26 protein-coding genes are annotated in these 22,133 nt (G+C 54.0%); 16 read left to right on the top strand and 10 right to left on the bottom strand.

Features of this window, described 5'->3' with window-relative positions; all coding sequences use genetic code 11:
- Window positions 1-27 precede the first annotated feature (27 nt).
- The 4 genes from MOY_RS06850 to MOY_RS06835 are packed head-to-tail and all read right to left on the bottom strand — an operon-like array spanning window position 28 to window position 2,182.
- A complete protein-coding gene (locus tag MOY_RS06850) occupies window positions 28-549 on the bottom strand; it encodes a DUF501 domain-containing protein (RefSeq protein ID WP_009097993.1) in 522 nt (173 codons plus the stop codon).
- A 12-nt stretch (window positions 550-561) separates the two neighbouring features.
- A complete protein-coding gene (locus MOY_RS06845; RefSeq protein ID WP_009097991.1) occupies window positions 562-864 on the bottom strand; it encodes a hypothetical protein in 303 nt (100 codons plus the stop codon).
- Between the two features lie 44 nt (window positions 865-908).
- A complete protein-coding gene (locus MOY_RS06840; protein ID WP_009097989.1) occupies window positions 909-1,316 on the bottom strand; it encodes an acyl-CoA thioesterase in 408 nt (135 codons plus the stop codon).
- Between the two features lie 59 nt (window positions 1,317-1,375).
- Window positions 1,376-2,182 carry a hypothetical protein gene (locus MOY_RS06835; protein ID WP_009097987.1) on the bottom strand — a complete coding sequence of 269 codons (807 nt, stop codon included), beginning with the start codon at window positions 2,180-2,182 and terminating at the stop codon, window positions 1,376-1,378.
- A 116-nt stretch (window positions 2,183-2,298) separates the two neighbouring features.
- Between MOY_RS06835 and MOY_RS06830 the strand changes: the two genes are divergently transcribed.
- Window positions 2,299-2,655: a hypothetical protein gene (locus tag MOY_RS06830; RefSeq protein ID WP_009097985.1), complete on the top strand. Its 357-nt coding sequence runs from the start codon at window positions 2,299-2,301 to the stop codon at window positions 2,653-2,655.
- A 2-nt stretch (window positions 2,656-2,657) separates the two neighbouring features.
- Here MOY_RS06830 and MOY_RS06825 read toward each other — a convergent pair whose 3' ends face one another.
- On the bottom strand, window positions 2,658-3,089 hold the full coding sequence (locus tag MOY_RS06825) for a hypothetical protein (protein ID WP_009097983.1): 432 nt from the start codon (window positions 3,087-3,089) through the stop codon (window positions 2,658-2,660).
- Between the two features lie 37 nt (window positions 3,090-3,126).
- On the opposite strand from MOY_RS06825, the gene MOY_RS06820 reads away from it, so the two are divergent.
- Window positions 3,127-4,290, top strand: coding sequence for a MalY/PatB family protein (locus MOY_RS06820; RefSeq protein WP_009097981.1), 1,164 nt, complete (start codon window positions 3,127-3,129; stop codon window positions 4,288-4,290).
- Here MOY_RS06820 and MOY_RS06815 read toward each other — a convergent pair whose 3' ends face one another.
- Window positions 4,291-5,247, bottom strand: a complete 957-nt coding sequence (locus tag MOY_RS06815) for a co-chaperone YbbN (RefSeq protein ID WP_009097979.1) — start codon at window positions 5,245-5,247, stop codon at window positions 4,291-4,293.
- A gap of 232 nt (window positions 5,248-5,479) precedes the next feature.
- On the opposite strand from MOY_RS06815, the gene MOY_RS06810 reads away from it, so the two are divergent.
- The 14 genes from MOY_RS06810 to MOY_RS06745 all read left to right on the top strand — a co-directional run bounded on the left by MOY_RS06810 (window position 5,480) and on the right by MOY_RS06745 (window position 17,836).
- Window positions 5,480-6,127: a rhodanese-like domain-containing protein gene (locus MOY_RS06810; protein WP_009097977.1), complete on the top strand. Its 648-nt coding sequence runs from the start codon at window positions 5,480-5,482 to the stop codon at window positions 6,125-6,127.
- Between the two features lie 50 nt (window positions 6,128-6,177).
- Complete coding sequence (locus MOY_RS06805; RefSeq protein ID WP_009097976.1) at window positions 6,178-6,636, top strand: DsrE family protein; 459 nt, start codon at window positions 6,178-6,180, stop codon at window positions 6,634-6,636.
- A gap of 243 nt (window positions 6,637-6,879) precedes the next feature.
- Window positions 6,880-7,146, top strand: a complete 267-nt coding sequence (rpsT, locus tag MOY_RS06800; RefSeq protein WP_009097974.1) for a 30S ribosomal protein S20 — start codon at window positions 6,880-6,882, stop codon at window positions 7,144-7,146.
- A gap of 93 nt (window positions 7,147-7,239) precedes the next feature.
- Window positions 7,240-8,817 carry a murein biosynthesis integral membrane protein MurJ gene (gene murJ / locus MOY_RS06795; protein ID WP_009097972.1) on the top strand — a complete coding sequence of 526 codons (1,578 nt, stop codon included), beginning with the start codon at window positions 7,240-7,242 and terminating at the stop codon, window positions 8,815-8,817.
- A gap of 119 nt (window positions 8,818-8,936) precedes the next feature.
- Window positions 8,937-9,989, top strand: a complete 1,053-nt coding sequence (ribF, locus tag MOY_RS06790; protein ID WP_035540299.1) for a bifunctional riboflavin kinase/FAD synthetase — start codon at window positions 8,937-8,939, stop codon at window positions 9,987-9,989.
- A 7-nt stretch (window positions 9,990-9,996) separates the two neighbouring features.
- Complete coding sequence (gene ileS, locus MOY_RS06785) at window positions 9,997-12,828, top strand: isoleucine--tRNA ligase (protein WP_193391957.1); 2,832 nt, start codon at window positions 9,997-9,999, stop codon at window positions 12,826-12,828.
- Complete coding sequence (lspA, locus tag MOY_RS06780; RefSeq protein WP_009097964.1) at window positions 12,821-13,354, top strand: signal peptidase II; 534 nt, start codon at window positions 12,821-12,823, stop codon at window positions 13,352-13,354. Before ileS ends, lspA begins: the two co-directional genes overlap by 8 nt.
- Before the next feature lie 54 nt (window positions 13,355-13,408).
- Complete coding sequence (gene fkpB, locus MOY_RS06775) at window positions 13,409-13,852, top strand: FKBP-type peptidyl-prolyl cis-trans isomerase (protein ID WP_009097963.1); 444 nt, start codon at window positions 13,409-13,411, stop codon at window positions 13,850-13,852.
- A gap of 55 nt (window positions 13,853-13,907) precedes the next feature.
- Window positions 13,908-14,888 carry a 4-hydroxy-3-methylbut-2-enyl diphosphate reductase gene (gene ispH, locus MOY_RS06770; protein WP_009097961.1) on the top strand — a complete coding sequence of 327 codons (981 nt, stop codon included), beginning with the start codon at window positions 13,908-13,910 and terminating at the stop codon, window positions 14,886-14,888.
- A gap of 62 nt (window positions 14,889-14,950) precedes the next feature.
- The gene (locus MOY_RS06765; RefSeq protein ID WP_009097958.1) at window positions 14,951-15,364 is read left to right on the top strand and encodes a type IV pilin protein; all 414 of its coding nucleotides are present in this window, start codon (window positions 14,951-14,953) and stop codon (window positions 15,362-15,364) included.
- A complete protein-coding gene (locus MOY_RS06760) occupies window positions 15,365-15,775 on the top strand; it encodes a type IV pilus modification PilV family protein (RefSeq protein WP_009097957.1) in 411 nt (136 codons plus the stop codon).
- Window positions 15,776-15,787: 12 nt separating this feature from the next.
- Window positions 15,788-16,246, top strand: coding sequence for a PilW family protein (locus MOY_RS06755; protein ID WP_009097955.1), 459 nt, complete (start codon window positions 15,788-15,790; stop codon window positions 16,244-16,246).
- A 23-nt stretch (window positions 16,247-16,269) separates the two neighbouring features.
- A complete protein-coding gene (locus tag MOY_RS06750) occupies window positions 16,270-16,764 on the top strand; it encodes a pilus assembly PilX family protein (protein ID WP_009097953.1) in 495 nt (164 codons plus the stop codon).
- Between the two features lie 49 nt (window positions 16,765-16,813).
- Window positions 16,814-17,836 (top strand): tryptophan--tRNA ligase, encoded by a 1,023-nt coding sequence (locus MOY_RS06745; protein WP_009097952.1) that lies wholly within the window; start codon window positions 16,814-16,816, stop codon window positions 17,834-17,836.
- A gap of 92 nt (window positions 17,837-17,928) precedes the next feature.
- Here the strand turns inward: MOY_RS06745 and MOY_RS06740 are convergent, their stop codons facing one another.
- The 4 genes from MOY_RS06740 to MOY_RS06730 all read right to left on the bottom strand — a co-directional run bounded on the left by MOY_RS06740 (window position 17,929) and on the right by MOY_RS06730 (window position 22,033).
- Complete coding sequence (locus MOY_RS06740) at window positions 17,929-18,828, bottom strand: bile acid:sodium symporter family protein (RefSeq protein WP_009097950.1); 900 nt, start codon at window positions 18,826-18,828, stop codon at window positions 17,929-17,931.
- Between the two features lie 54 nt (window positions 18,829-18,882).
- On the bottom strand, window positions 18,883-19,257 hold the full coding sequence (locus tag MOY_RS06735; RefSeq protein ID WP_009097948.1) for a hypothetical protein: 375 nt from the start codon (window positions 19,255-19,257) through the stop codon (window positions 18,883-18,885).
- Window positions 19,258-19,446: 189 nt separating this feature from the next.
- Window positions 19,447-20,025 (bottom strand): EAL domain-containing protein, encoded by a 579-nt coding sequence (locus MOY_RS17660; RefSeq protein WP_250645362.1) that lies wholly within the window; start codon window positions 20,023-20,025, stop codon window positions 19,447-19,449.
- Window positions 19,976-22,033, bottom strand: a complete 2,058-nt coding sequence (locus MOY_RS06730; RefSeq protein WP_250645361.1) for a sensor domain-containing diguanylate cyclase — start codon at window positions 22,031-22,033, stop codon at window positions 19,976-19,978. The genes MOY_RS17660 and MOY_RS06730 overlap by 50 nt, the downstream gene beginning before the upstream one ends.
- Between the last annotated feature and the right edge of the window lie 100 nt (window positions 22,034-22,133).

Genomic DNA, 22,133 nt, shown 5'->3' with positions numbered 1-22,133 from the left:
AATTTGATGGCGTTTTGACGGAGCAGGTTATTCTAGGCAGTCTGCAACCTGGTAGTGCTCGTCCATCCACTGTCCAACGGCGTTATTGCCACACAAATGGTGCGCGTATTGGGTATGCAGGCAGCGCACCTGTTGCCAGTTGCTAATGCCCCCAATACCGCGTTCGGTGAGTACGTCGGTGTAACCCAACATTGCGACTTCATCACGCTGCGCATTACTCATATACGCCCAGCGCGTCTTAACGTAGTCGCGGTGGCTCTCTTGGTACGCTTCCAGAAAATCAGGCTCTTCTTGAAGCCGTTGTTCCAGCGACTTAATGACGCCCACCGCTTCAATGCGTGAAATTTCGACTTTAAGTAGCTCTGAGCAGAGCCAGTAAAGGGTCGGGAAGGGCTTGCCATCCACGATAGGCGCCATCCGTAATACTAAAGGCGTGCCTTTAGAGTCGGTGGCAGCAACGGCTTCAATACCGCGAGGAGCCCGTCCGAGCTGTTGCGTAATAATCGCCAATTGGCGCTCGTCGGGGGCTTGGTCGGTACGAATTACCATTGCGCAGTTCTCTCACTTTCGGTCGTCTTGAATAAATTTATTTGAGCGGCCAACGGCGCGGAAAAAACAGCGGTTAAGCTGCTCAGGAGAGGCTACATAGCGCCATGTCCGCTCACAGTATTCGGCGGCTCGCGCCATTAGCGCGTCGTACAGTCGGTTGAACGGGGCATCATAATCGTAGGGGTCGGCGCCGAACAAGCGGATATGGGGGTAATCAGCAAAGCGTTCCATAAAGAAACGCTCTAAATCTGCCTCTACGGCCTGGTGTTGCGCCGTATTGTCGGGATCTATCCAAAGGTTATAACGGATCGCCATGGCGGTCTCCCAGCATACCGCAACGCGCGCGGCGGGAATGAACGTTATGCAGGCTCTGGTGCGTCATGCAGGTGCGCTAGCAGTGCTTCACGCAGCTCGCCCTCAATCGGCATAGCGCATTTTGCTTGATGGTCGTACTGCACCAGTATGGTGTGGCCGAGGTTAGTAAGCCTGCCGTGCTGTCGTGCTTCCTGAGTCACCGTAAAAGAGCTAGTGCCTAAGCGTGTCAGGTAGGTACGTAGTTCGATATCGTGACCGTAAAACAGTTCAGCTCGGTAGTCGACTTCCATGCGTGCCATGATTAAGCGCCACTGCTTAGGATTAAGGTCTGGTGTGAATAATTTAAACAGGTCATTGCGTGCCAGCTCAAACCACGCGGGCAAGCGGGTATTGTTAATATGGCCTAGCGCGTCGGTATCATAAAAGGCAGGCTCAATTGTGCGAGTAAACATTGGGTATCCTTATTATTAGTGGTTTAAGTTAGCCAGAATTACCCCTAACAAGCGCTTGGTCAAGTGGTGCGACGCTGATACCAAGCGGTGAGCTGCATCCAACCAAGCAGCCATAGGGTGGCGGTAGCAAACCCTGCCAAGGTGCCCCAAAAAAGCCCCATGGTGCTGTAGGTATAAGATACACATAGGGTGTAGCTAAGCAGCGAGCCCAGCCCCATGGGGTAGTGTTTGATGACGGTGGCTACGGGGGCGTGCCCATTATTGAGATGCAAAATCAGCAGAAATGGCAGCATGGTGACAGGAAAAGCGGCCAGGGTGCCTGCCCACTCCGGTGGTAACCAATGTGCTAGGCGTGTAATTGTAAAAATGATGGCTGTCGCAAGTCCTGCGCGAGCTGCTAGCGCAGGCCAGGTAAACGCTCGGCTAGCTGGGCTTTTAACATCGGGTACAGTGCGAAACAGCCAGCTAAAAACGGCAATAGCGACGAGGGTCACCAGCGTGCCGCTGACCCGATTAAAGTTGAACTGGGCAAGCACGCTGCTCACTGCTAGCCAAGCAACAAGCCCTCCCGCTACGCCGCTTAAAACCCCCTTTAGACCTGGCTGGCGGCCCATCACAAGATAGCCTGCCCCTAGGGCCATGGATGCGGTAAAGCCCGCTAAGGTATGAACCGCGCTTTGGGTCGCAAATTCGGGAGATAGCTCTAAGCCGATAAAAAAAAGCGCCAGCGCGGTGCCTAGTGGGTAACCTGCAAGTAGTCCGGCCATACGTGGGCTAGCTCGCACTGCAATGGCGCCCAACCCCAGCACCATGCCAATTGAAAGGCTCAGCTTAGCCAGCTGCCAAGTCAGTGGAACTTCTATCATGAGGTGATTTCCTTCATATTATTGTGCCGTTATTATCGGTGTGCCGTTTGCGTAACACTATTTGATGCATTGATTCATTTTTTGCGCTGCCTGCGTGCGAGGATGCCACGATCGTGATGCGTTCTAACAAGCCAAGTGCTCATCTGCTCTCTCCACCGCCAAAGCCCGCCGGTTGTGAGCTTTGCCTACGCGCTGCGCCACTAACCAAGCATCACCTGATACCGCGTACCCTGCATAACAAGCCACGCTATCAAAAGCGTCATAGCCGGGAGGAGCGCTTAACCGCAATTGCGTGGCTTTGCCATCCCTGTCATAAGCATATTCATCGGCTCTACAGCGAGCGGGAGCTAGCTGATCATTTTGCCACGCTTGACGCTTTGAAAGAGGATGCTGAGATCAGCGCCTTTGTAGCGTGGCTGGCCACCAAACCGGCGGGGTTCAAGCCCAAGTCGTCGATGCGTAAGCGTCGTTGATGTCAGGCTAAGCGTAACCCTTGCTGGTCGCGCCATGCGGCCTCTAAAGCATCTTCTAAAGGCGCTTTTAAGTGTGCGGGGAGTGCATCTTGAGCCGCCTGAAGCGAATCAAAGGAGCGGTTGCGTAGCCAGCAGTACGCCCACGCGCAGGCTTCCGCTTCGCTTTGTGGGGTGGGGCGGGCGGGCATCTGGTTGAGTAGGAACACGGCGGTACGTGGCGCCCAAAGAGGTATGTCGCCGTGCTCATCTTGACTCCACTGTTCAAGTGTCGCGCCGCTGGGCGTCGCGTCCGGGGTGCCCAGCTTTGCGACCCGTGCGGTTTCAGCCAGGATGAGCGCTAGCTGGTTGGCATCGGCCTGACCAAGCGAGCGCCACTGCCGCAACAGCGCCGAAAGCCCAGCGCGCGTCTTGGTATAAAAGTCATCTTGCGGCATGCTCGGTATCTACTCCCATCAATAAGTGAGATTCGTTATGGCGTTTGATTTTGCCACGCCCGTTGAGCGGCGCCACCCCGAAGGGGGGTATGCATCGCAAAAGTGGCACCGTTATGATGCTGAGGTACTGCCGTTATGGGTAGCGGATATGGATTTTCGCTCCCCACCGGCGGTGGTTGATGCCCTAAAAGCGCGGGTTGAGCACGGTGTTTACGGCTATGGCGAAGTTCCCGCTACGCTAACAGCAGCTCTTTGCCAGTGGAGCGCGCGCCATTACGATTGGCCCATTGACGCTGACTGGCAGTTGTGGCTACCCGGGGTCGTGCCAGCGCTACATTTTGCTGCCATGGCGCTGACTCAGCCCGGGGAGGGCGTGCTTACCATTGCGCCCATCTACCCACCGTTTTTGGCGGTTGCCGAACGTACGGGGCGGTTAGCACAACAGGCGATGTTAGCCGAGCCAGCGGCTGCTGGCGAGCCTTGGCAGCTGGATATTGACGCGCTCGAAGCCGCCATCACCCCGCAAACTCGGCTGCTGCTATGGTGTCATCCGCATAACCCTACCGGGCGGGTGTGGCGTGAGGACGAGCTTAGCCAGTTGGCGGAGCTGATAGAGCGCCACGACCTGTGGGTAGTCTCTGATGAACTGCATTGCGATCTTTTGTTGGATAAAGATGCGTGTCATCGGCCCTTGGCCGCGATGTTTCCTGAGTTAGCTAAACGAACCATCACGCTGTGGGCGCCATCAAAAACGTTCAATCTTGCAGGTCTTACCAGCGCCTGCGCGATTATTCCGGACGCTGCGCTGCGTAAGTGTTTCGCTGCGGCCACGAAAGGCTTTTTGCCAGATGGCAACGTGCTGGGTTTAGTTGCTGCGGAGGCGGCGTATCGTAACGGTGAGTCCTGGCGTCAGGCGCTTTTGGAGGTCTTGCGGGAGCATCGCGTTAGCTTAGAGGCGCGCGTCGCATCATGGCCTGGGGTGGCGCTAAGCCCGCCTGAGTCCACCTATTTAGCGTGGCTCGATATGCGTCAAGCGGGGTTAGGTGATTCGCCTGCTAAAGCACTGCTTGAGCAGGTGGGTGTAGCACTTTCCGATGGCGCTGCGTTTGGCTGCCCAGGGTTTGTGCGGCTTAACTTTGGCACCACCGCTTCCCAGCTGGAAGCGGCGTTAGTGCGCATGGATCGGCTGTTAAAAGCTTGATTAATAAAGCAGTGTGAACAACTTGCGCCGATAGGTGACGGTAAGCGGGTGGTCGGCGCCAAGCGCATCAAATACCTGCAGCAACGTTTTTCGTGCTGCGTCGTCGTTATAGGCGCGGTCCTGCTTCATTAACGCCAGCAGTGCTTCTAGCCCTGCATCGTATTGGCCATCCGCCACCTGCCGCAGCGCACGTTGGTACTGCGCCTCACTGTCGTGGCGATCACCTAGCGCCGCGACTTCTTCGCTGGAAAGCGCCTGCTCGCTAAACTCTATACTGGCGCGTACCCCGCGTGCGGGGGCCGCATCGCGCTCTTCAGGGGGCAGGTTATCCAGCACGCTACGGGCATCATCACCACGCTTTTCAGCCACCAAGGCGCGGGCGAGGCCGACCTGATAGGCGTAGTGCTCCGGGTACTGACTGACCAGGGATTGATAAATCTCCCGTGCGGCGGCGATATCGCCGGCATTCAGCGCTTCTTCTGCTTGCTCTTCGGGGCTGGGGGGCGCATCACCCGGCGCGGGGAAGTAACGGTTTAGCCACTCACGCACCTCTTTTTCTGGCAGCGCACCTTGGAAGCCATCCACTAAGCCGCCTTGGCTAACCAGTTTTACATCGGGAACCGAGCGTACGCCAAGCTGCCCGCCAATCTCTGGATTTGCCGCGATGTCTAACTTGGCCAACAAGAACGCGCCTGCGTACTCAACCGCCAGTTTATCCAGCACTGCAAGTAGGGTGCTGCAGGTGTTGTCGGTGGGGGAGTAGGCGCCTAGTAATACCGGCACCTGCATAGAAGCTTCCAGCACCTGCTGAATATTCGACGCGTTTAACTCAATGATGACCTCTTCAGGGGTGACTGAAGGGCGCTCAGTGGGTGCGTTCGCACTCTCTCCTGCGCTAGCGGTGTTGGCGGGCTCCGCAGTAAGCGGGTTGCCGGTACGGGGATCAATAATGGACATGGGTAAACTCTGCATCGCATGAATAAAGGTTACAGATGGATATGCAGGCAGCAACGAGTGGATTCAAGGAAGCAGGTAGAAATAAACCCCGCTGCAGCGACGCGTAGCGAACCGATACGCTGTGTTTTTTGACATGGCTCATGCTTTTGTCGAGTGACAACACGCCACAGTTGCACCCAGCGCTATTTGTACTAGCATATTCAAATGAGTTATTTAATTAGAGGTTTTTGTTATGACTGGCTGTGTAGATAAAGGCGCCTACAAAAACGCGTTGGCGCTAGGGTCATCCTCTTTGTCACGAGGCTTAGTAGGGCTAGCTGCTTCACTTGCCTTACTGGCCGGGGGTGCTGGCGTGGTTAACGCAGACGATGCCCCTGCCTATAGAGAGACAACTTTAGGGTTATACGTGACGGCCCGAGAAGCGTTTGAGCTGCTGGAGCAAAATGAAAGCGCACTGCTCATTGATGTGCGGGATCCGGTTGAAATCAAATTTACGGGGTTTGCTGAGCCTACTGATATCCACGTGCCCTGGGTGTTAGCAGACACCGCGCGGTTTGATAAAGAGGGCGGTACGTGGCCAATGGTGCGTAACACCGACTTTGAGGCTCAGGTGGCGGCTGCCCTTGAGGCGCATCGCGCCAGTGCAGATACCCCGATTATCGTTATGTGTCGCTCAGGCGCGACGCGAAGCGCTCCTGCGGCGGACGCCATTGCCGAGATGGGGTTCTCAGAAGTCTATTCTGTAAGTGACGGTTTTGAAGGTGGCACGCTTTCTGAAGGTGACTCCAAGGGTGTGCGGGCGCGGGATGGCTGGCGTAATTCAGGGTTGCCCTGGAGCTATGAAATTGACCCGGACGTTGCATGGTATGAATCGCAGTAACGACAACGCGTTAAAACACGCTTTTTTATGATTAATGAAAGGAAGAGACGATGCGTAAGCTGACATTTATAGCAGGTTCACTGGCGCTGGCATTACCGGCATTGGCAGTAGCAGATCAACATGGTGAGCAGGGTGATCAGGCACTGATGGTGCTGACCAGTGACGCCGTGCAAACACAAACGATGGCGATGATTTTAGGCAATGCCATGCGTCAACAGGGCGCTGACTTACACATCCTGCTATGCGATGCTGCTGGCGATTTGGCGGTAGAAGGTTTCTCCAGTGACGAGGCGGTAAAGACCCCGCCAAGCAACCCTGCTGGAGAGGTTAAACCAGAAGGTATGCTGCAAATGTTGATGGGTGAAGGGGTGACTGTGGACGTATGCGCGATCTATTTGCCCAACACCGATTACACCCAAGAGGATCTGCTTGACGGAGTGGGCGTTGCCGCGCCGGGCGAAATCGCAGAGATGATGCGTGACCCCGCTATTCCGGTGTATAGCTTCTAAAAGGTATTGACAGTTGCTAGTAAGGCCGCTTTGCGCGTGATAGACTATGCCATCCTCTCAGACAAGACCCGTGAACGGGCAGCCTTTAGACTGCTCGTTACACTATTTGGAAGCGCTTAAAATCCTTTCAAATCAATTGGTTGTTACGGAAACGTCGCGCTTTGGCAAATGCCTAGCCGACAAACACATAGTTAATCCGTTGCCGTTTATTGGCGGCAACCTTTATTCTCCAAGGAGATACCTGTGGCGAACAGCAAGCAAGCACGCAAGCGCGCCCGCCAGGCCGAGACTCGTCGCGTCCTGAAAGCTAGCCAGCGCAGCATGGTCCGCACCTACATTAAGCGTGTGATCAAAGCGATCAACACCGGCGACCATGGCAAAGCAATGGAAGAGTTCAAAGTCATGCAGCCGGTTGTTGACCGTATCGCTGACAAAGACGTTCTTTCTAAAAAGAAAGCAGCACGTCTGAAAAGTCGCTTGAACAAGCGCATTAAGGCTCTGGCGGCGTAAGTCGGCAGACGCCCTATAAAAAACCGGCTGCGGCCGGTTTTTTTGTGTCTAAAGCACCGCCCAAGGCAACCCTGTGTCTCTATGGATTGAGTGATGACCGCGAACACGCCACCCCAAGCTAACATGCCTCCCCAGCGCCGAGGGCTAATGCGCTCGGGGTTAGTGGTTAGCGCCATGACAATGCTCTCGCGGGTGATGGGCTTGGTACGCGATGTGGTGGTGGCCACCTTTCTAGGCGCGGGAAACGGTGCTGATGCGTTTTTTGTGGCGTTTAAGATTCCCAATTTTTTGCGCCGCTTGTTTGCCGAAGGAGCGTTTAACCAAGCCTTTGTGCCGGTGCTTTCCGAGTACTCCACCCAGCGCAGTAAGCAGGAGATCCGCGAGCTGCTAAATGCGGTGGCGGGCAGTTTAACGGCTATGCTGGCGCTAATAACCGCCTTTGCGATGTTAGCGGCGCCTTGGCTGGTGTGGGTGTTTGCCCCTGGCTTTGGCCGCGACCCAGAAAAGTTGGCGATGACCGCCGATATGCTGCGCCTGACGTTTCCCTATTTACTGCTTATCTCGTTAACGGCGTTCTCGGGAAGTGTGCTGAATACCTGGAACCGCTTTGCGGTGCCTGCCTTTACCCCGGTGCTGCTCAACCTTTCGTTGATTGGCGCAGCACTGTTTTTAATGCCGCTGATGAAAGAGCCCGCCATGGCGCTTGCTTGGGGGGTGCTCATCGCAGGTGCTGCCCAGTTGGCGTTTCAAGTGCCGTTTTTGCTCCGGTTGGGGCTTTTGCCTACGCCATGGCCCAATTTTGCCCATGACGGTGTGAAGCGTATTTTAAAGCTCATGGCTCCCGCGCTGTTTGGCGTTTCGGTATCGCAGATAAATCTACTGCTAGATACTATCTTGGCGTCGTTACTGGTGGCAGGTAGCGTGTCCTGGCTCTACTACTCGGATAGGCTGGTTGAGCTGCCGCTGGGGGTTTTCGGTGTGGCGATTGGCACGATTATTTTGCCCGCGCTCTCTAAGCGCCACGCGGATAAATCCACCGAACACTTCTCGGCGATGCTGGACTGGGCCATTCGGGTGGTGCTGCTACTGGGCATGCCTGCCGCCTTGGCGCTGGCCGTATTAGCCGAGCCGTTTTTGATAACGCTGTTCCACTATGGGGCGATGACCGACCACGATATTCAAATGGCCGCCATGAGCCTGCGGGCCTACGCCTTTGGGTTGGTGGCCTTTATGCTGATTAAGGTGTTAGCGCCGGGCTTTTTTGCCCGTCAGGATACGAAAACCCCGGTGAAGGTAGGCATTATCGCCATGGTGGCCAACATGGTGTTTAACCTGATACTGGTTTGGCCATTAGCCCACGCTGGCTTGGCCCTGGCCACCGCGCTGTCAGCGTTTTTAAACGCCGGCATGTTAGGTTACCTGCTTTACCGCCAAAAGGTGCTTGTCTTCCAGCCGGGGTGGGGGCGTTACGCAGTCCAGCTGGTAGGTGGTAGCGCACTGATGAGTATTGCCCTTTATCTTGCAGCCCCCGATTGGCAGGCTTGGCTTGATTTTGAACTGTGGCAGCGTATTCGCTGGGTAGCGGGGTTAGTGGTTCTCGGGGGCGGGCTCTATTTTGTATGGCTGACAGCGCTTGGCCTGCGGCTGCGTCACTTTAAGATGAATAGCTAAGGCGAAAAAAGAGTGGTTAAGATGAGAGTGAAGGTAATCTTCGCCTGCACCTAATCAGCGCCTTCGTTATAATCAAACGCTTTTAAACGGCAAACGCTTTTAAAACGGCAAGAGGTGCCATGCGCGTCATTAGAGGACTGCACAATCTGACAGCGGCTCAACGTGGCTGCGTTGCGACTATCGGTAATTTCGATGGGGTGCATCGCGGCCATCAGGCGATCCTGGAACAGTGTCGTGAGCATGCTGCACGCCTGAATGTGCCGCTGACCGTCGTGGTGTTTGAGCCTCAGCCGCGGGAGTTCTTTGCCGGAGACCAAGCCCCGCCACGGCTCACCCGCCTGCGTGAGAAAGTACGCTTACTGCGTGACCACGGCGCCGAACAGGTGTTGTGTTTGCCGTTTAACGATACGCTGCGCAGCCTAACCGGACGTGAGTTTATCGATCAGGTGCTGATTGAAGGCTTAGGGGTTAAGCACTTAGTGGTCGGCGACGACTTCCGCTTTGGCTGTGACCGCAAAGGTGATTTCAACCTGCTTGAAACGGTCGGGCAAGTGGCAGGGTTTGGCGTTGAGCATACACGTACCTTTAAAGTCGATGACGAACGGGTCTCCAGCACGCGAGTACGTACCTTGCTGGCAAGCGGAAACTTTGACGCGGTCGCGCGTCTACTAGGCAGGCCTTATTCGCTGCATGGTCGTGTGGTACGCGATCAGCAGTTAGGGCGCACTATTGGTGTGCCCACCGCTAACCTGCCGCTGATGCCTCTGCCGTTAACGCTGCGTGGCGTGTTTGCTGTGGTGGCCGAGCTGGCTAATGGACAGCGCTACCCCGCGGTGGCGAATGTCGGGCTTAGGCCGACGGTGGGGGCTGAACGGCCCACGCTGGAAGTGCACCTGTTGGACTACTCCGGCGATCTTTACGGCCAGCGGTTGACGGTTTACCCCTGTGCAAAGTTACGCGGGGAAGCGAAGTTTGACAGTTTTGACGCGCTAAAAACGCAAATTGAACACGATCAGGCCAGAGCGCGCCGCTATTTCGCGGCAGCGGATGCTGGTTGCATGAATTCTCTTCCGCTGGCCTCGGCCCCGCTTGGGCGTGAGTCGATGTCTTCAAATACGATTTCTTCTGATTTCTCTTCGGCGGATGACCCCGCCGATGCTAACGACGGCTGACCGGACTATGGATTATAAGCACACGCTAAACTTGCCAGAAACCGACTTTCCCATGCGCGGCATGCTGCCGAAGCAGGAGCCAGGGCGCGTTTCAAAATGGCAGGATATGGACCTATATCAGCGCCTGCGCGACACTCGGGCAGGCGCGCCGCTGTTTGTTCTGCACGATGGCCCTCCTTACGCCAACGGCAGCATTCATATCGGTCACGCCGTTAATAAAATCCTCAAAGACATTATTGTTAAATCCAAGAACCTGGCAGGTTTCGACGCACCTTACGTGCCGGGCTGGGATTGCCACGGTCTGCCCATTGAGCACAAGGTAGAAACCACCCACGGTAAGCACTTAGCTGCGGATAAAGCCCGCGAGTTGTGCCGTGACTACGCCGGTGCCCAGATCGAAACCCAGCTAGCTGACTTTGTGCGCCTGGGGATTATCGGTGACTGGCATCATCCGTATCGCTCGATGGATTACGCCAACGAAGCAGGCGAAATTCGTGCGCTGGCGGATATGGTCGATGCGGGCTACGTGTTCAAAGGCTTAAAGCCGGTTAACTGGTGCTTTGATTGCGGCTCGGCCTTGGCAGAGGCGGAAGTTGAATACGCCGATAAAAAATCGGACGCTATCGACGTGGCTTTCCCCGTAGAAGATGCCGACAAACTGGCAGCGGCCTTTGGCCTAAACGAATTGCCCAAGCCTGCGGCAGTGGTCATCTGGACCACCACGCCTTGGACAATTCCCGCTAACCAGGCGCTGAACGTTCACCCTGAGTTTACCTACGCGCTAGTCGACACTGGCGAACGTCTGCTACTGCTCGCAGAAGAGTTGGTGGAAAGCTGTTTAGAGCGTTTTGGGCTGACCGGTAGCGTTATCGCTACTGCCCAAGGTAAGGCGCTGGACCTGATTAACTTCCGTCACCCGTTTTACGATCGTCTTTCGCCGGTGTATCTAGCGGACTACGTTGAGTCTGAGGTAGGCAGCACGGGCATCGTTCACTCCGCGCCGTCCTACGGTATGGATGACTTCATCACCTGCCGCGAGCATGGCATGAGCTTTGACGACATGCTCAACCCGGTGCAGGGTAATGGCGTGTATGCGGATGACCTGCCGTTCTTCGGCGGACAGATGATCTGGAAAGCCAACCCGCATATCGTCGAGAAGCTGAGCGAAGTGAACGCGCTGATGGCGCATACGCCCATCAAGCACAGCTATATGCACTGCTGGCGCCATAAATCACCGGTGATTTACCGTGCTACCGCCCAGTGGTTTGTGGGCATGGATATCAAAGGGAAAGATGGCAAAACCCTACGCGAACGGGCATTGGAAGGCATTGAGGCCACCGCGTTTACCCCTGCATGGGGGCAGGCGCGTTTGCATAGCATGATTGCCAATCGTCCGGACTGGTGCATCTCTCGCCAACGCAACTGGGGCGTGCCGATTCCGTTCTTCCTGCATAAGCAAACCGGCGAGCTGCACCCCAATACAGTTGAACTGATGGAAGAGGCGGCCAAGCGCGTAGAGCAAGAGGGTATTGAGGCGTGGTTTAAGCTCGACCCTGCTGAGCTCTTGGGTGCTGAAGCGGATGAGTACGACAAAGTCACCGATACCTTGGATGTCTGGTTTGACTCTGGTACCACGCACCGTCATGTACTGCGCGGCTCGCACCCCCATGGCCATGAAAGCGGTCCGCGTGCTGACCTGTACCTGGAAGGGTCGGATCAGCACCGTGGCTGGTTCCATTCGTCGCTACTGACCGGCGCAGCGATTGACGGCCATGCGCCGTACCGTCAGCTGCTGACCCACGGTTTCACGGTCGATGCCCAGGGTCGCAAGATGTCGAAGTCGATTGGCAATGTGGTTGCGCCGCAAACCGTAATGGATAAGCTGGGCGCAGACATTCTGCGCCTGTGGACTGCCTCGACCGACTACTCCGGTGAAATGGCGGTGTCTGATGAAATCTTGAAGCGCACCGCCGATGTGTACCGCCGCATCCGTAACACCGCACGCTTCTTGCTTTCTAACCTGAACGGTTTTGATCCGGCGAAAGATCAAGTGGCCTTTGGCGATATGCTGGCGTTGGATCAGTGGGTAGTCGACCGCGCGGCACAACTACAGGGGCGCATCGAAAAAGCCTATGAAGAGTACCGTTTCTTGGATGTGTACCAGCAGGTGCATGGCTTCTGTGCACGCGAGTTAGGCGGTTTCTACCTGGATGTCATCAAAGACCGCCAGTACACCACCCAAACGGATTCGCTGGCCCGCCGCAGCGCGCAAACGGCGCTTTATCATGTGGTCGAAGCGCTAAGCCGCTGGGTTGCCCCAATTCTGTCGTTTACCGCCGAAGAGATTTACGAGCATATTCCCGGCGAGCGTGGCGACAGCGTCCTGCTGGAAACCTACTACACCGGTCTTGGAACCTTAGATGATAGTGCTGAGTTAGGCCGTGCTTTCTGGGAGCAAGTGCTGGAAGTGAAGCACTCGGTGAACAAGTGCCTGGAAGATGCCCGTAATGCCAAAGTCATCAAAGGTAGCCTAGCGGCGGAAGTCACGCTTTACGTCAGCGATGAACTGAACGCCACGCTTGCCAAGCTGGGCGACGAGTTGCGCTTCGTTATGCTCACCAGTGAAGTACATCTCGCACCGCTAGCGGATGCCGCCAATGCTGAAAGCACCGAGCTTGAAGGTTTGAAAGTGGCGGTTAGCGGAAGCGAACACCAGAAGTGCGAGCGCTGCTGGCACCACCGTGCTGATGTAGGCACTCATACTGAGCATCCGGATCTATGCGGTCGCTGCATCAGCAACCTGCCTGAAGGTAGCGGCGAGATTCGTTACTATGCCTAATGCCGCATCAACGATGAACGATCAACAGCAGCGGCCGCCCATGGGGCGCCCGCTGCGCTGGCTTTGGCTGGCCGTGGCAGTCATCGTGTTGGACTTGCTGACCAAATATATGGCTAGTCACTTTTTAAACTACGCCCAGCCCGTTGAGGTGCTGCCATTTTTTAACCTGACGCTACTGCATAATCCAGGTGCTGCGTTTAGCTTTTTGGCAGACCACCCCGGCTGGCAGCGCTGGTTTTTTGCCACGGTTGCCGTAGGTGCCAGCATTGGTTTGACCATCTGGCTTTCCCGCCTGAGGGCCGATGAAAAACTGTTAGCGATTGCCCTGCCGCTGATTATTGGCGGTGCCCTGGGTAACCTCTATGACCGCTTAGTACACGGCTACGTGGTGGACTTTTTATCGTTCCACGCTGCTGGCTGGTATTACCCTGCCTTTAATGTGGCGGACATCGGTATTACGCTGGGGGCAATAGGGTTAATTTGGGAGTCGATAATGGGTGATCGACGCCGCAAAAAAGCGGCGTAACGGCGCCTATCTATATCGCTGATACAATCTTTGCATACGACCGTGAGGAACGTTATGGATTACCTGATCGACGACGGTATGGAAATTACCCTGCACTTCACGCTGAAGCTGGAAGACGGCACGGTAGTCGATTCCACCAAAGAGAAAACCCCTGCCACCTTCCAGTATGGCGATGGCAACTTGCCGCCCGGCTTTGAGCACCCGATTAAAGGCATGGCCGCTGGTCAGAGCGGGTCGTTTCAGATTACCCCTGAGCACTCTTTTGGGCAGCATAATCCGCAAAATATCCAAACCCTGAAGCGTGCTGATTTTGGTGATGAAGAGCCAGAGATTGGCATGGTGATGTCCTTTGCCGATAAAGCGGGAACGGAGTTGCCTGGCGTGGTCAAAACCATTGACGGTGACCGAGTAGAGGTTGATTTTAATCACCCATTGGCGGGGCGTACGTTGACGTTTGAAGTGGATGTGCTAAACGTTACGCCCATCACCAAACACTGATTGTAATAACGAGTTTTCACTTAACCGGCGATGCAGGTTGCATCAAGGCGCTTTTATGCAGTCATCAGAGTCCTCTCAGCCAATACAGATTAAGCTGGCGAACCCACGCGGGTTTTGCGCTGGCGTGGATCGTGCGATCGACATCGTCAACCGCGCGCTTGATGTCTTTGGCCCGCCCATTTATGTGCGCCACGAGGTGGTTCATAACCGCTTTGTGGTTGAAACCTTACGCGAGCGGGGGGCCGTGTTTGTCGAAGAACTCCATGAAGTGCCCGATGACGTGATCGTGATTTTCTCGGCCCACGGTGTTTCTCGTGCCGTACAACAGGAGGCTGAGCAGCGCGGCCTTAAAGTCTTCGATGCGACCTGCCCGTTGGTTACCAAAGTGCATTTGGAAGTGCTGCGCTACGCCAAGCGTGGACAGGAGTGCATTTTGATTGGTCACGAAGGCCATCCGGAAGTCGAAGGTACCATGGGGCGTTACGATACCTCCCACGGTGGCCAGATCTACTTGGTTGAAGATGAGCAGGATGTGGCGAAGCTAGGGGTCAACGACCCTTCTACGCTGGCGTTTGTGACCCAAACCACGCTCTCGATGGACGACACTGCTAAAGTGATCGACGCGCTACGGGAGAAATTCCCAGAGATTCAGGGGCCGCGCAAAGATGATATCTGTTATGCCACTCAAAACCGCCAGGATGCAGTGCGCGAATTAGCGGCGGATAGCGACTTGGTCTTGGTCGTTGGCAGCCCCAATAGCTCCAACTCCAATCGCCTGCGCGAACTTTCTGAGCGTATGGGCACGCCTGCCTATTTAATCGATAATGCTGACCAAATTGAGCCAGCATGGCTTGAGGGCGTTAGCCGTATTGGCGTAACAGCGGGTGCCAGCGCGCCAGAAGTATTGGTGAAAGGCGTCATTGATAAGCTGCAAACGCTTGGCGCAGAGGTACCTGTTGAACTCCAGGGGCGTGAGGAAAATATTACTTTTTCTATGCCTAAAGAGCTGCGTGAGCAAGTGATTGTAAGCGGGTGATGCAAACGGTATCGGTTTACGACATACTCGAAGTATGATTTAGCCGATTCAGGAAAACTTCAGTGCTCTATCTTTTTATTCGTTACGCTGGTCATCAAAGAAAAAATCATAAAAATCATCAGCGCGGTTTTACACTGATTGAAATGCTTATTACGGTTGCGATTATTAGCATCATCGCTGGCATAGGCTATCCAAGCTATATGCGCTACGTGGAAAGCTCGTTACGCACCGATGGTAAAGCAGGCTTGTTGCAAGCCGCTTCCGAGCTGGAGCGTTGCTACTCGCGCCAATATACCTATACAGACTGTACTATTACGCCCACCTCACCAGACGGTAATTACACGATTTCGGCAGACTCTGGCAGCGTTAATGACGGTGGTTTTCTAATTACCGCTACCGCTTCACGCTCTGATGGTTGTGCTAGCGATATTACATTAAACGCACTGGGTGAGCGTTTGCCTGAGGCGTGTTGGTAAATGAGTCGTCAACAAGGCTTCTCACTGGTGGAGTCGCTTGTTGCGCTGGTGATTCTTTCCGTTGGACTGATCAGTGTGGCGGCTATGCAGCTTAAAGCGCTACAAAGTGCCCACTCGGGTTATCAGCATGCGTTGGCTAATGTGGCTGCTATTGATGCCCAGGAAAGAATTTGGGCGGCTTTTGCGGGTAGCGGTGCATGCAGCGATATCCCTCTTAGTACCGTAGAGTCCGCCTGGAAAAATCACTGGTTCACTCATCCAGAAACGGCGGTGCTTACTCATGCAGATGCATCACGCAGTCAGCTATCTGGCCTTGGGTGTCAGTTTACTATCACCGTTTATTTGTTAACGGCGGCGAATGATGATGCTGGTGAATTAGTTTATAACTTTAGTTTACCCTCCCAATCGTAAGGTGGCGTGCTCATGGATGTGCAGCGCGGTTTTACGCTAACAGAGTTACTGGTAGCCATGGTGATTAGCAGCGTGGTTATTCTTGGCGCTGGCCAACTATGCTTATCAACTTTCCACGTTTTTAGGCAGATAGATACGCTGGGTCGCCAACAAGAGGCCCTGATTTATACCGCTGCTACGATAGCGGACACCTTAAGAAGTCATCATGCTATTGAAAATGATGAAGAAGCGCTGTTTCGCCTGCAGTGCGATACTGTCGAGCCCCTTTGCCGCTGTACCGTTCAAGATATGCAGGCAGCAGAGCCGCTAGTGACGTTTGTTAAATTAGGTGGAGGCCAGTGTGAAAGAACACAATCACTAGGGATTGCTGAGCCGAGTAATAGCGTAATGAGCGTCGTGACTCTACCCCTGGGGCCGGAAGGGCGTGATATCTACTTCCATATTACTCACCGCAACAGCATACTAAATTAGGGTGATCAAGGGAGGCCTCAGGCATGGAGAGCCAACAGCAGGGCGCTGCGCTAGTGGTAGTGATGGCACTATTAGCGAGTGCATTGATGATAGGCGTGGTCAGTATGCAGACGGCTTTGGTTGACGAACGTTTAGCCAGTAATTATCGCGCTGCAACGCTAGCGCAAATGCGGGCTGAAATAGCCGCTTCTCAAGCAATAACACGCTTCAATAGCCTTGCATGGGATGATCCACCCCTAGTTAGTAACGAACGAAGCATACATTGGGAAGATTATGCCTCTCACAGTGCAACTACTATTCTAGATAGTGGCTGTCCGCAGAAGTCCTGCTTATTAATTCCCGTTGAGCGCGAAGGCCAGCCATGGGTAATGGCTCTCGGTGCAGTTATACAAATAACTGAAAGTGGTGCTGAAGCACTGCTAGCACAAAGTCTACCTATCTTTATTCGCCTTGAAGAGATTGAATCAAATGAGGAAGTAATCACTCCACCAACAAACGCGACGGTGATTTGGCATTAAGTGTACAATGACGTACCTTTTTTGACCTTTATTTAGCCGGATCCACATTATGAGTCAGACAGCCAAAACCCGCGTGCTGACCGGGATTACCACGACAGGAACGCCGCATCTTGGTAACTATGTGGGGGCGATTAAGCCTGCCATTGAGGCCAGCCAAGACCCGAATGTTCAGTCGTTCTATTTCCTTGCTGATTACCATGCGCTGATCAAGTGCCAAGACCCTAAGCGCGTGCAGGAGTCTCGCCTGGAGATCGCCGCGACGTGGCTGGCGTTGGGGCTGGATACCGACAATGCTATTTTTTATCGGCAGTCGGATATTTTAGAAATCCCTGAGCTGATGTGGATGCTCTCTTGTGTCTCTGCCAAGGGGTTGATGAACCGTGCCCACGCCTATAAAGCGGCGGTTGCTGAGAATGAAGCGGCCGGTGATCAAGACGCCGATAAAGGCATCACGATGGGGCTGTTTAGTTACCCCGTGCTAATGGCGGCTGATATCCTCATGTTTAACGCCAATAAAGTACCGGTAGGGCGTGACCAAATTCAGCATATTGAAATGGCGCGCGATATTGGCAATCGCTTTAATCATTTGTTTAAAGGCCAATATTTTGTGCAGCCTGAAGCTGTAGTCGATGAAAAAGTGGAAGTGTTAAAAGGGCTGGACGGGCGCAAAATGTCCAAAAGCTACAACAACACCATTCCGCTTTTCTCTGCCGAGAAAAAGCTACAAAAGCTAGTGCGTAAAATTAAAACCAACTCGCTGGAGCCCGGCGAACCCAAAGACCCGGATACCTGCACTCTATTTCAAATATTCTCTGCCTTTGCTAGCACTGAAGAAGTAGCCGCTATGCGCGGGCAGTATGCAGAAGGGATCGGTTGGGGTGATGCCAAAAACCACGTATTTGAGTACCTAAACGCGCATTTAAGTGCACCTCGTGAGCGGTATAACGCACTGATGGAAGACCCCGCTCATATTGAAGCTGTGCTTCAGAAAGGGGCCGAGCGTGCCCGAGAAGAAGCAGCAGTGACGATGGATCGTTTGCGTTCAGCGGTAGGGCTGGGTCGGTTTATCTAACGTTTTAGTAGCCGTCAGCGAGTAGCATGCGGCCATTAATCACAAGGCTCTTCCCCTAGGGGGAGCCTTTTGCGTATAGCGCAGCGGCTAATCTACGTGTTGTTCGCTGAGCGTATAGACGCGGTGCGCTGGCGGTCTCGCCATAGGCAGGCGAACATCCATAAAAACACCGGTACGTTCATTAATAGCCCATAAAGCAGGGGAACCAAACCGATGCCGGGCTGCTGAAGCAGCGCAAAAGCGACCATCATAGCTACCCCCGCATTTTGCACGCCAACCTCAACAGTAATGGCGCGGGCACTGGCATGTGGTAGGCGTAAGCGGCGTGCCACTTGGTGGCCCAACGCCATGCTCAACACGCACAGTAGCAGCACCGCCAATGTTTCAACGCTGAGCAGCGGGGGTAGGCGCTGAGCATGGCTAACGAACAGCGCGACCACCACCCCAATCATCGCCACGCCAGTTAACATCTTTATTTTGGGCAGTAGCCAGTTCAGCAGTGTTTCCTTTAGTAAGCATCGCAGGAGCATGCCCGCGAGCACAGGCACCAGGGTCACTAGCAGCAGCTTGCCTACGGTTGGCCAGTAGGGGAGGCTTAGTCCGGCACTGCTTAAGCCGAGAAACTCTAGGTTCCAGCCCATAATCAACGGCAGCGTAAAGGGGGCAAGTACCGCCGCAATGGCGGTTAAACTGACGGATAACGCTAAATCTCCCTGTACGAGATAGCTGAACATGTTTGAAGTTGCGCCCCCAGGCACCAGCGATACCAGCAACAATCCAGCCGCGGCTAACGGCGAAAGCGGTAGCAAGGCTACTATGCCCCATGCGAGCAACGGCAATGCCAGTATCTGTAGGCTGGTGCCTAGCATTAAGCGGCCCGGGTGGCGACAGGTGTGTAGAAAGTCGTTTTTAGTCAGATTCAGGCCCATGGTCATCATCACACCGGCCAATACCCAGGGAAGCACTACTTGGGACAACCACTCCGATAACATAGCAATTCCTTAAAAATAGGACAGGCGAAAAGCTTATACCCTCTTAACACACGCTTACCAAGGCACGCTGCGGCGCCCGGTTTGAAACGCCACTACCTTTTGATAAATATCTTTCGCTCGTTCAATCGCGTCTTGTTCCATCTCATCGGTGGTGATAGCTCGGTTGCCACTGCTTCCGTTACTTTTAAGTAGCGTCTGAACATCGGCGCGGTAGCGCTCCAGAAGGTGTTCCAGATTGGTGAGGGTGGCCTGCAGTTCCAGCGTGAATGCTCGACGCTGTTCTAAACGGGTATGTAAATCGTTAGGGTTCTTAGCCGTATCAATCAACGCATCTAGCGTGTTATTAACTAGTTTTTGCGCCCGGTGCAACCGGGGGATAATAATGTACACGACGTCGTACAGGTGAACGGGTGACGCATAATTATTCATAAGATGCAGGTGCTTATAAGCATTGAGTAGCAGGTAACGTTGGCATTTTACCCGTCCACAGCCGTTACGCTAGCGCAACCAGGTAAAAACTAAACTAAAAGAGCGCGGCGCGTTGCAGTACGCCCCTGGTTCAATATGCAGCGTAAACCTCATGTTGGTTGGAGTGACGCTCGCGGGCGATATAAGCGTTTAAGAGAGGTGTAGGGGCGCGCTCATTAATAGATCCGGAAGCTGCTGCAGTTCATGTAGCGGCATGGGGCGTGCAAATAAGTACCCTTGAAGCAGGTCGCAGTGCCTGCGTGATAAATCTTGCTGCTGTTCTGCCGTTTCAATGCCTTCGGCGACCACTATCATATCCATATGATGCGCCATGGTGATAACGCCTTGTACAATCGCCGCCATGCGGCGGTTTTTTTGAGCCTCTTGTACAAATCTGCGATCTAGTTTGACTTTATGAGTGGGCAAATCGCATAAGTAACTTAGGCTTGAAAAGCCGGTGCCAAAGTCATCTAAAGCTATACGTACGCCCATGGAAGTAAGGGTTTCCATCAGTGCAATAATGGGGCCTGTTCCGTCTAGTAGTACGCTCTCTGTTACCTCAAGCTCAAGCTGCTCCGCCTGTAATCCAGATATGTGCAAGGCGTGTTTCACTTCATTAAGAAAGCCTTCCCGGCAAAACTGTAATGAAGAAATATTAACGGCAACGGGGAGTATGCGCTCACTCTGGGCATTGAGCGCTGCTATATCCCGGCAGGCTTGCAGGAGCACCCAGCGCCCCAGGGGAATGATCTGCCCGGTTTGCTCTTAGGGGTATAAACTCACCTGGGGATACCAAGCCCAGGCTCGGGTGTTGCCAACGAACTAGGGCTTCGATGCTGCGTATGCATCCGCTGACGGCATCCACTATAGGTTGGTAGTAAAGTACAAAATCCCCAGCTGAGAGTGCGGTATGCAGCTCGTGACGCATGGCCACATTGTACTTAACGTTTTCGGCTTTACGACCCCGGTACCACTGCCACGTGTTTCGCCCCTGCCGTTTGGCTTGCTCTAGTGCTAAGTCGGCGTGTTGTAGCAAGCTGTAAGGCTCTTGAATAGAAGGCGTATGGCAAGCAATGCCAATGCTGGCGCTGATATGTATCAGCTCTCCTTCCAAGGCAACGGGTTCTGCCAGGGTGGTTAAAATACGCTCAGCTAAGCTAACAATTGCAGCGGTGTGGCCTTTTTTAACTGCTAGAAGAATGGCAAATTCGTCCCCTACCAGGCGAGCCAGCATATCTGGGTGGCTAATCATCCCTTCAAGGCGGCGGGCAACCGTTACTAATACTTGATTAGCAACTAGGTGTCCCAGCCCATCGTTAATGGCTTTAAATCCGTCCAGATTAAGATGTAGAACTGCTAAGGTGCCGTGGTTTCCCCGCTGGTGTTGCTCAAATACGGTAGATAGCTGCTCGGTAAACGCTGAATAATTGGGCAAGTCGGTGAGCAAATCATGCGTGGCCTGGTAGGCCAGTTTTGCTTCCTGCTTTTTCTCGTGCGTAATGTCCTGGTGGATGCCGATGTAGTGCGTGCATTTGCCCCCAGGGTCGAAGACGGGGCTAACGACAAGATGGTTCCAGAAGGGCTGCCCATTTTTACGGTAATGGAGCAGGGTAATACTGATATCGCGCTTTTCGCGCATCGCGTCTCGTATGGCTTCAGTCGCTTCGGGCCCGGTATCAGGGCCGCGTAGAAAACGGCTATTGTTGCCGATAACCTCGTCAGGTGTGTAGCCGGTAATACGATAGAAAGCGGGATTAGCGAAGACGATAGGCATGCCGTTTTGCTGCGCATCCACCATGATAATGCCGCTGGGGCTAGCTTCCATGCCTCTTTTTAGCAGTCTTAGTTCATCGGTTTGCTTATTTCGGGTAGTAACGTCTCTGCATACGCCATAAACACCTACAATAATGTCATCAATAATCACTGGGAAATTAGTGATTTCCAGCGAGTAGTAGTGCCCATTGGCATGCCTTCCCAGGGTTTCGTAGGTGATGGCCTCGCCACGGCAAGCGGTGTTAAACGCTTGTTGGGTTGATTCGCGAAAATTGGGCGCGATGAATTGGCTAAAGTGTAAGCCGATAAGCTCGGATGTAGCGTAGCCCGTAATGCGCTCAAGCGCGGTATTACAACGTTGAAAATGACCCTCAAGGTTGAATTCATACACACCGTCAGGGTGGTTAACAAACAGTGAGCGGTGCCATTCTGATTGCATGCGGTGCTGCTGTTTATCGCGGTGGCGCAGTAACACAAGGGCCGCGAGACTGGCGCTGTGGGCAAGATGGTTCTGCTCTTCTTGCGTGGGTGAGGCAGGGTGCCTGTAATAAGTGGCGAAGGTGCCGAGTAACTCCCCCTGAGTCGAGAGAATAGGCACTGACCAGCAGGCTCGAAGCCCCTCTGCTAAGGCTACTTCCTTAAAGGCTGTCCAGTGGGGTTCTAGGTCAATATCTTCAGTCACCACTAGCTGTTTTTCAAAAGCAGCTCTTCCGCATGTCCCCACCGCTGGACCAATCATAAGCGCTTGCATGTGGGCAGTGTAGGCGGGTGAGAAGTGGCGGTTAGCAACCAAACTTAAGGTATTGTTAGCCGGGTCAAAGCGCATGATAGAAACCAGCGCTTGGGGCAGCATACGTTCTGCCCATTCGGCTACAGCTGCCAATGTTTTAGTAAGAGGAGCGCCCGCAGCGGCGAGATCGTGGATTTCCTGTTGAGCTTCGAGTAAGGGATATTCGTGGTACATAAAATGCCCCGGGTATTTAAAATCTAATGATTTTCATTGTTATAGATGCTGGCTGCGGAAACCACGATTAGCATCATGTAATTAAGCCTAAAGAATGGCA

Origin of the sequence: Halomonas sp. GFAJ-1, assembly GCF_000236625.2 — a bacterium.
GTDB lineage: Bacteria > Pseudomonadota > Gammaproteobacteria > Pseudomonadales > Halomonadaceae > Vreelandella.
This window is presented reverse-complemented; position numbering and strand designations above follow the sequence as displayed.

What these genes read in the sequence shown, in the direction of transcription:
- ileS (WP_193391957.1), top strand. Translation starts at nt 9,997, where the DNA reads ATGGATTATAAGCACACGCTAAACTTGCCAGAAACCGACTTTCCCATG.
- MOY_RS06835 (WP_009097987.1), bottom strand. Translation starts at nt 2,182, where the DNA reads ATGATAGAAGTTCCACTGACTTGGCAGCTGGCTAAGCTGAGCCTTTCA.
- ispH (WP_009097961.1), top strand. Translation starts at nt 13,908, where the DNA reads ATGCAGTCATCAGAGTCCTCTCAGCCAATACAGATTAAGCTGGCGAAC.
- MOY_RS06840 (WP_009097989.1), bottom strand. Translation starts at nt 1,316, where the DNA reads ATGTTTACTCGCACAATTGAGCCTGCCTTTTATGATACCGACGCGCTA.
- MOY_RS06850 (WP_009097993.1), bottom strand. Translation starts at nt 549, where the DNA reads ATGGTAATTCGTACCGACCAAGCCCCCGACGAGCGCCAATTGGCGATT.
- lspA (WP_009097964.1), top strand. Translation starts at nt 12,821, where the DNA reads ATGCCTAATGCCGCATCAACGATGAACGATCAACAGCAGCGGCCGCCC.
- MOY_RS06830 (WP_009097985.1), top strand. Translation starts at nt 2,299, where the DNA reads ATGCGTTCTAACAAGCCAAGTGCTCATCTGCTCTCTCCACCGCCAAAG.
- fkpB (WP_009097963.1), top strand. Translation starts at nt 13,409, where the DNA reads ATGGATTACCTGATCGACGACGGTATGGAAATTACCCTGCACTTCACG.
- MOY_RS06810 (WP_009097977.1), top strand. Translation starts at nt 5,480, where the DNA reads ATGACTGGCTGTGTAGATAAAGGCGCCTACAAAAACGCGTTGGCGCTA.
- MOY_RS06755 (WP_009097955.1), top strand. Translation starts at nt 15,788, where the DNA reads ATGGATGTGCAGCGCGGTTTTACGCTAACAGAGTTACTGGTAGCCATG.
- MOY_RS06815 (WP_009097979.1), bottom strand. Translation starts at nt 5,247, where the DNA reads ATGTCCATTATTGATCCCCGTACCGGCAACCCGCTTACTGCGGAGCCC.
- MOY_RS06845 (WP_009097991.1), bottom strand. Translation starts at nt 864, where the DNA reads ATGGCGATCCGTTATAACCTTTGGATAGATCCCGACAATACGGCGCAA.
- MOY_RS06735 (WP_009097948.1), bottom strand. Translation starts at nt 19,257, where the DNA reads ATGAATAATTATGCGTCACCCGTTCACCTGTACGACGTCGTGTACATT.
- MOY_RS06740 (WP_009097950.1), bottom strand. Translation starts at nt 18,828, where the DNA reads ATGTTATCGGAGTGGTTGTCCCAAGTAGTGCTTCCCTGGGTATTGGCC.
- MOY_RS06805 (WP_009097976.1), top strand. Translation starts at nt 6,178, where the DNA reads ATGCGTAAGCTGACATTTATAGCAGGTTCACTGGCGCTGGCATTACCG.
- MOY_RS06820 (WP_009097981.1), top strand. Translation starts at nt 3,127, where the DNA reads ATGGCGTTTGATTTTGCCACGCCCGTTGAGCGGCGCCACCCCGAAGGG.
- MOY_RS06825 (WP_009097983.1), bottom strand. Translation starts at nt 3,089, where the DNA reads ATGCCGCAAGATGACTTTTATACCAAGACGCGCGCTGGGCTTTCGGCG.
- murJ (WP_009097972.1), top strand. Translation starts at nt 7,240, where the DNA reads ATGACCGCGAACACGCCACCCCAAGCTAACATGCCTCCCCAGCGCCGA.
- MOY_RS06750 (WP_009097953.1), top strand. Translation starts at nt 16,270, where the DNA reads ATGGAGAGCCAACAGCAGGGCGCTGCGCTAGTGGTAGTGATGGCACTA.
- ribF (WP_035540299.1), top strand. Translation starts at nt 8,937, where the DNA reads ATGCGCGTCATTAGAGGACTGCACAATCTGACAGCGGCTCAACGTGGC.
- MOY_RS06760 (WP_009097957.1), top strand. Translation starts at nt 15,365, where the DNA reads ATGAGTCGTCAACAAGGCTTCTCACTGGTGGAGTCGCTTGTTGCGCTG.
- MOY_RS06730 (WP_250645361.1), bottom strand. Translation starts at nt 22,033, where the DNA reads ATGTACCACGAATATCCCTTACTCGAAGCTCAACAGGAAATCCACGAT.
- MOY_RS06745 (WP_009097952.1), top strand. Translation starts at nt 16,814, where the DNA reads ATGAGTCAGACAGCCAAAACCCGCGTGCTGACCGGGATTACCACGACA.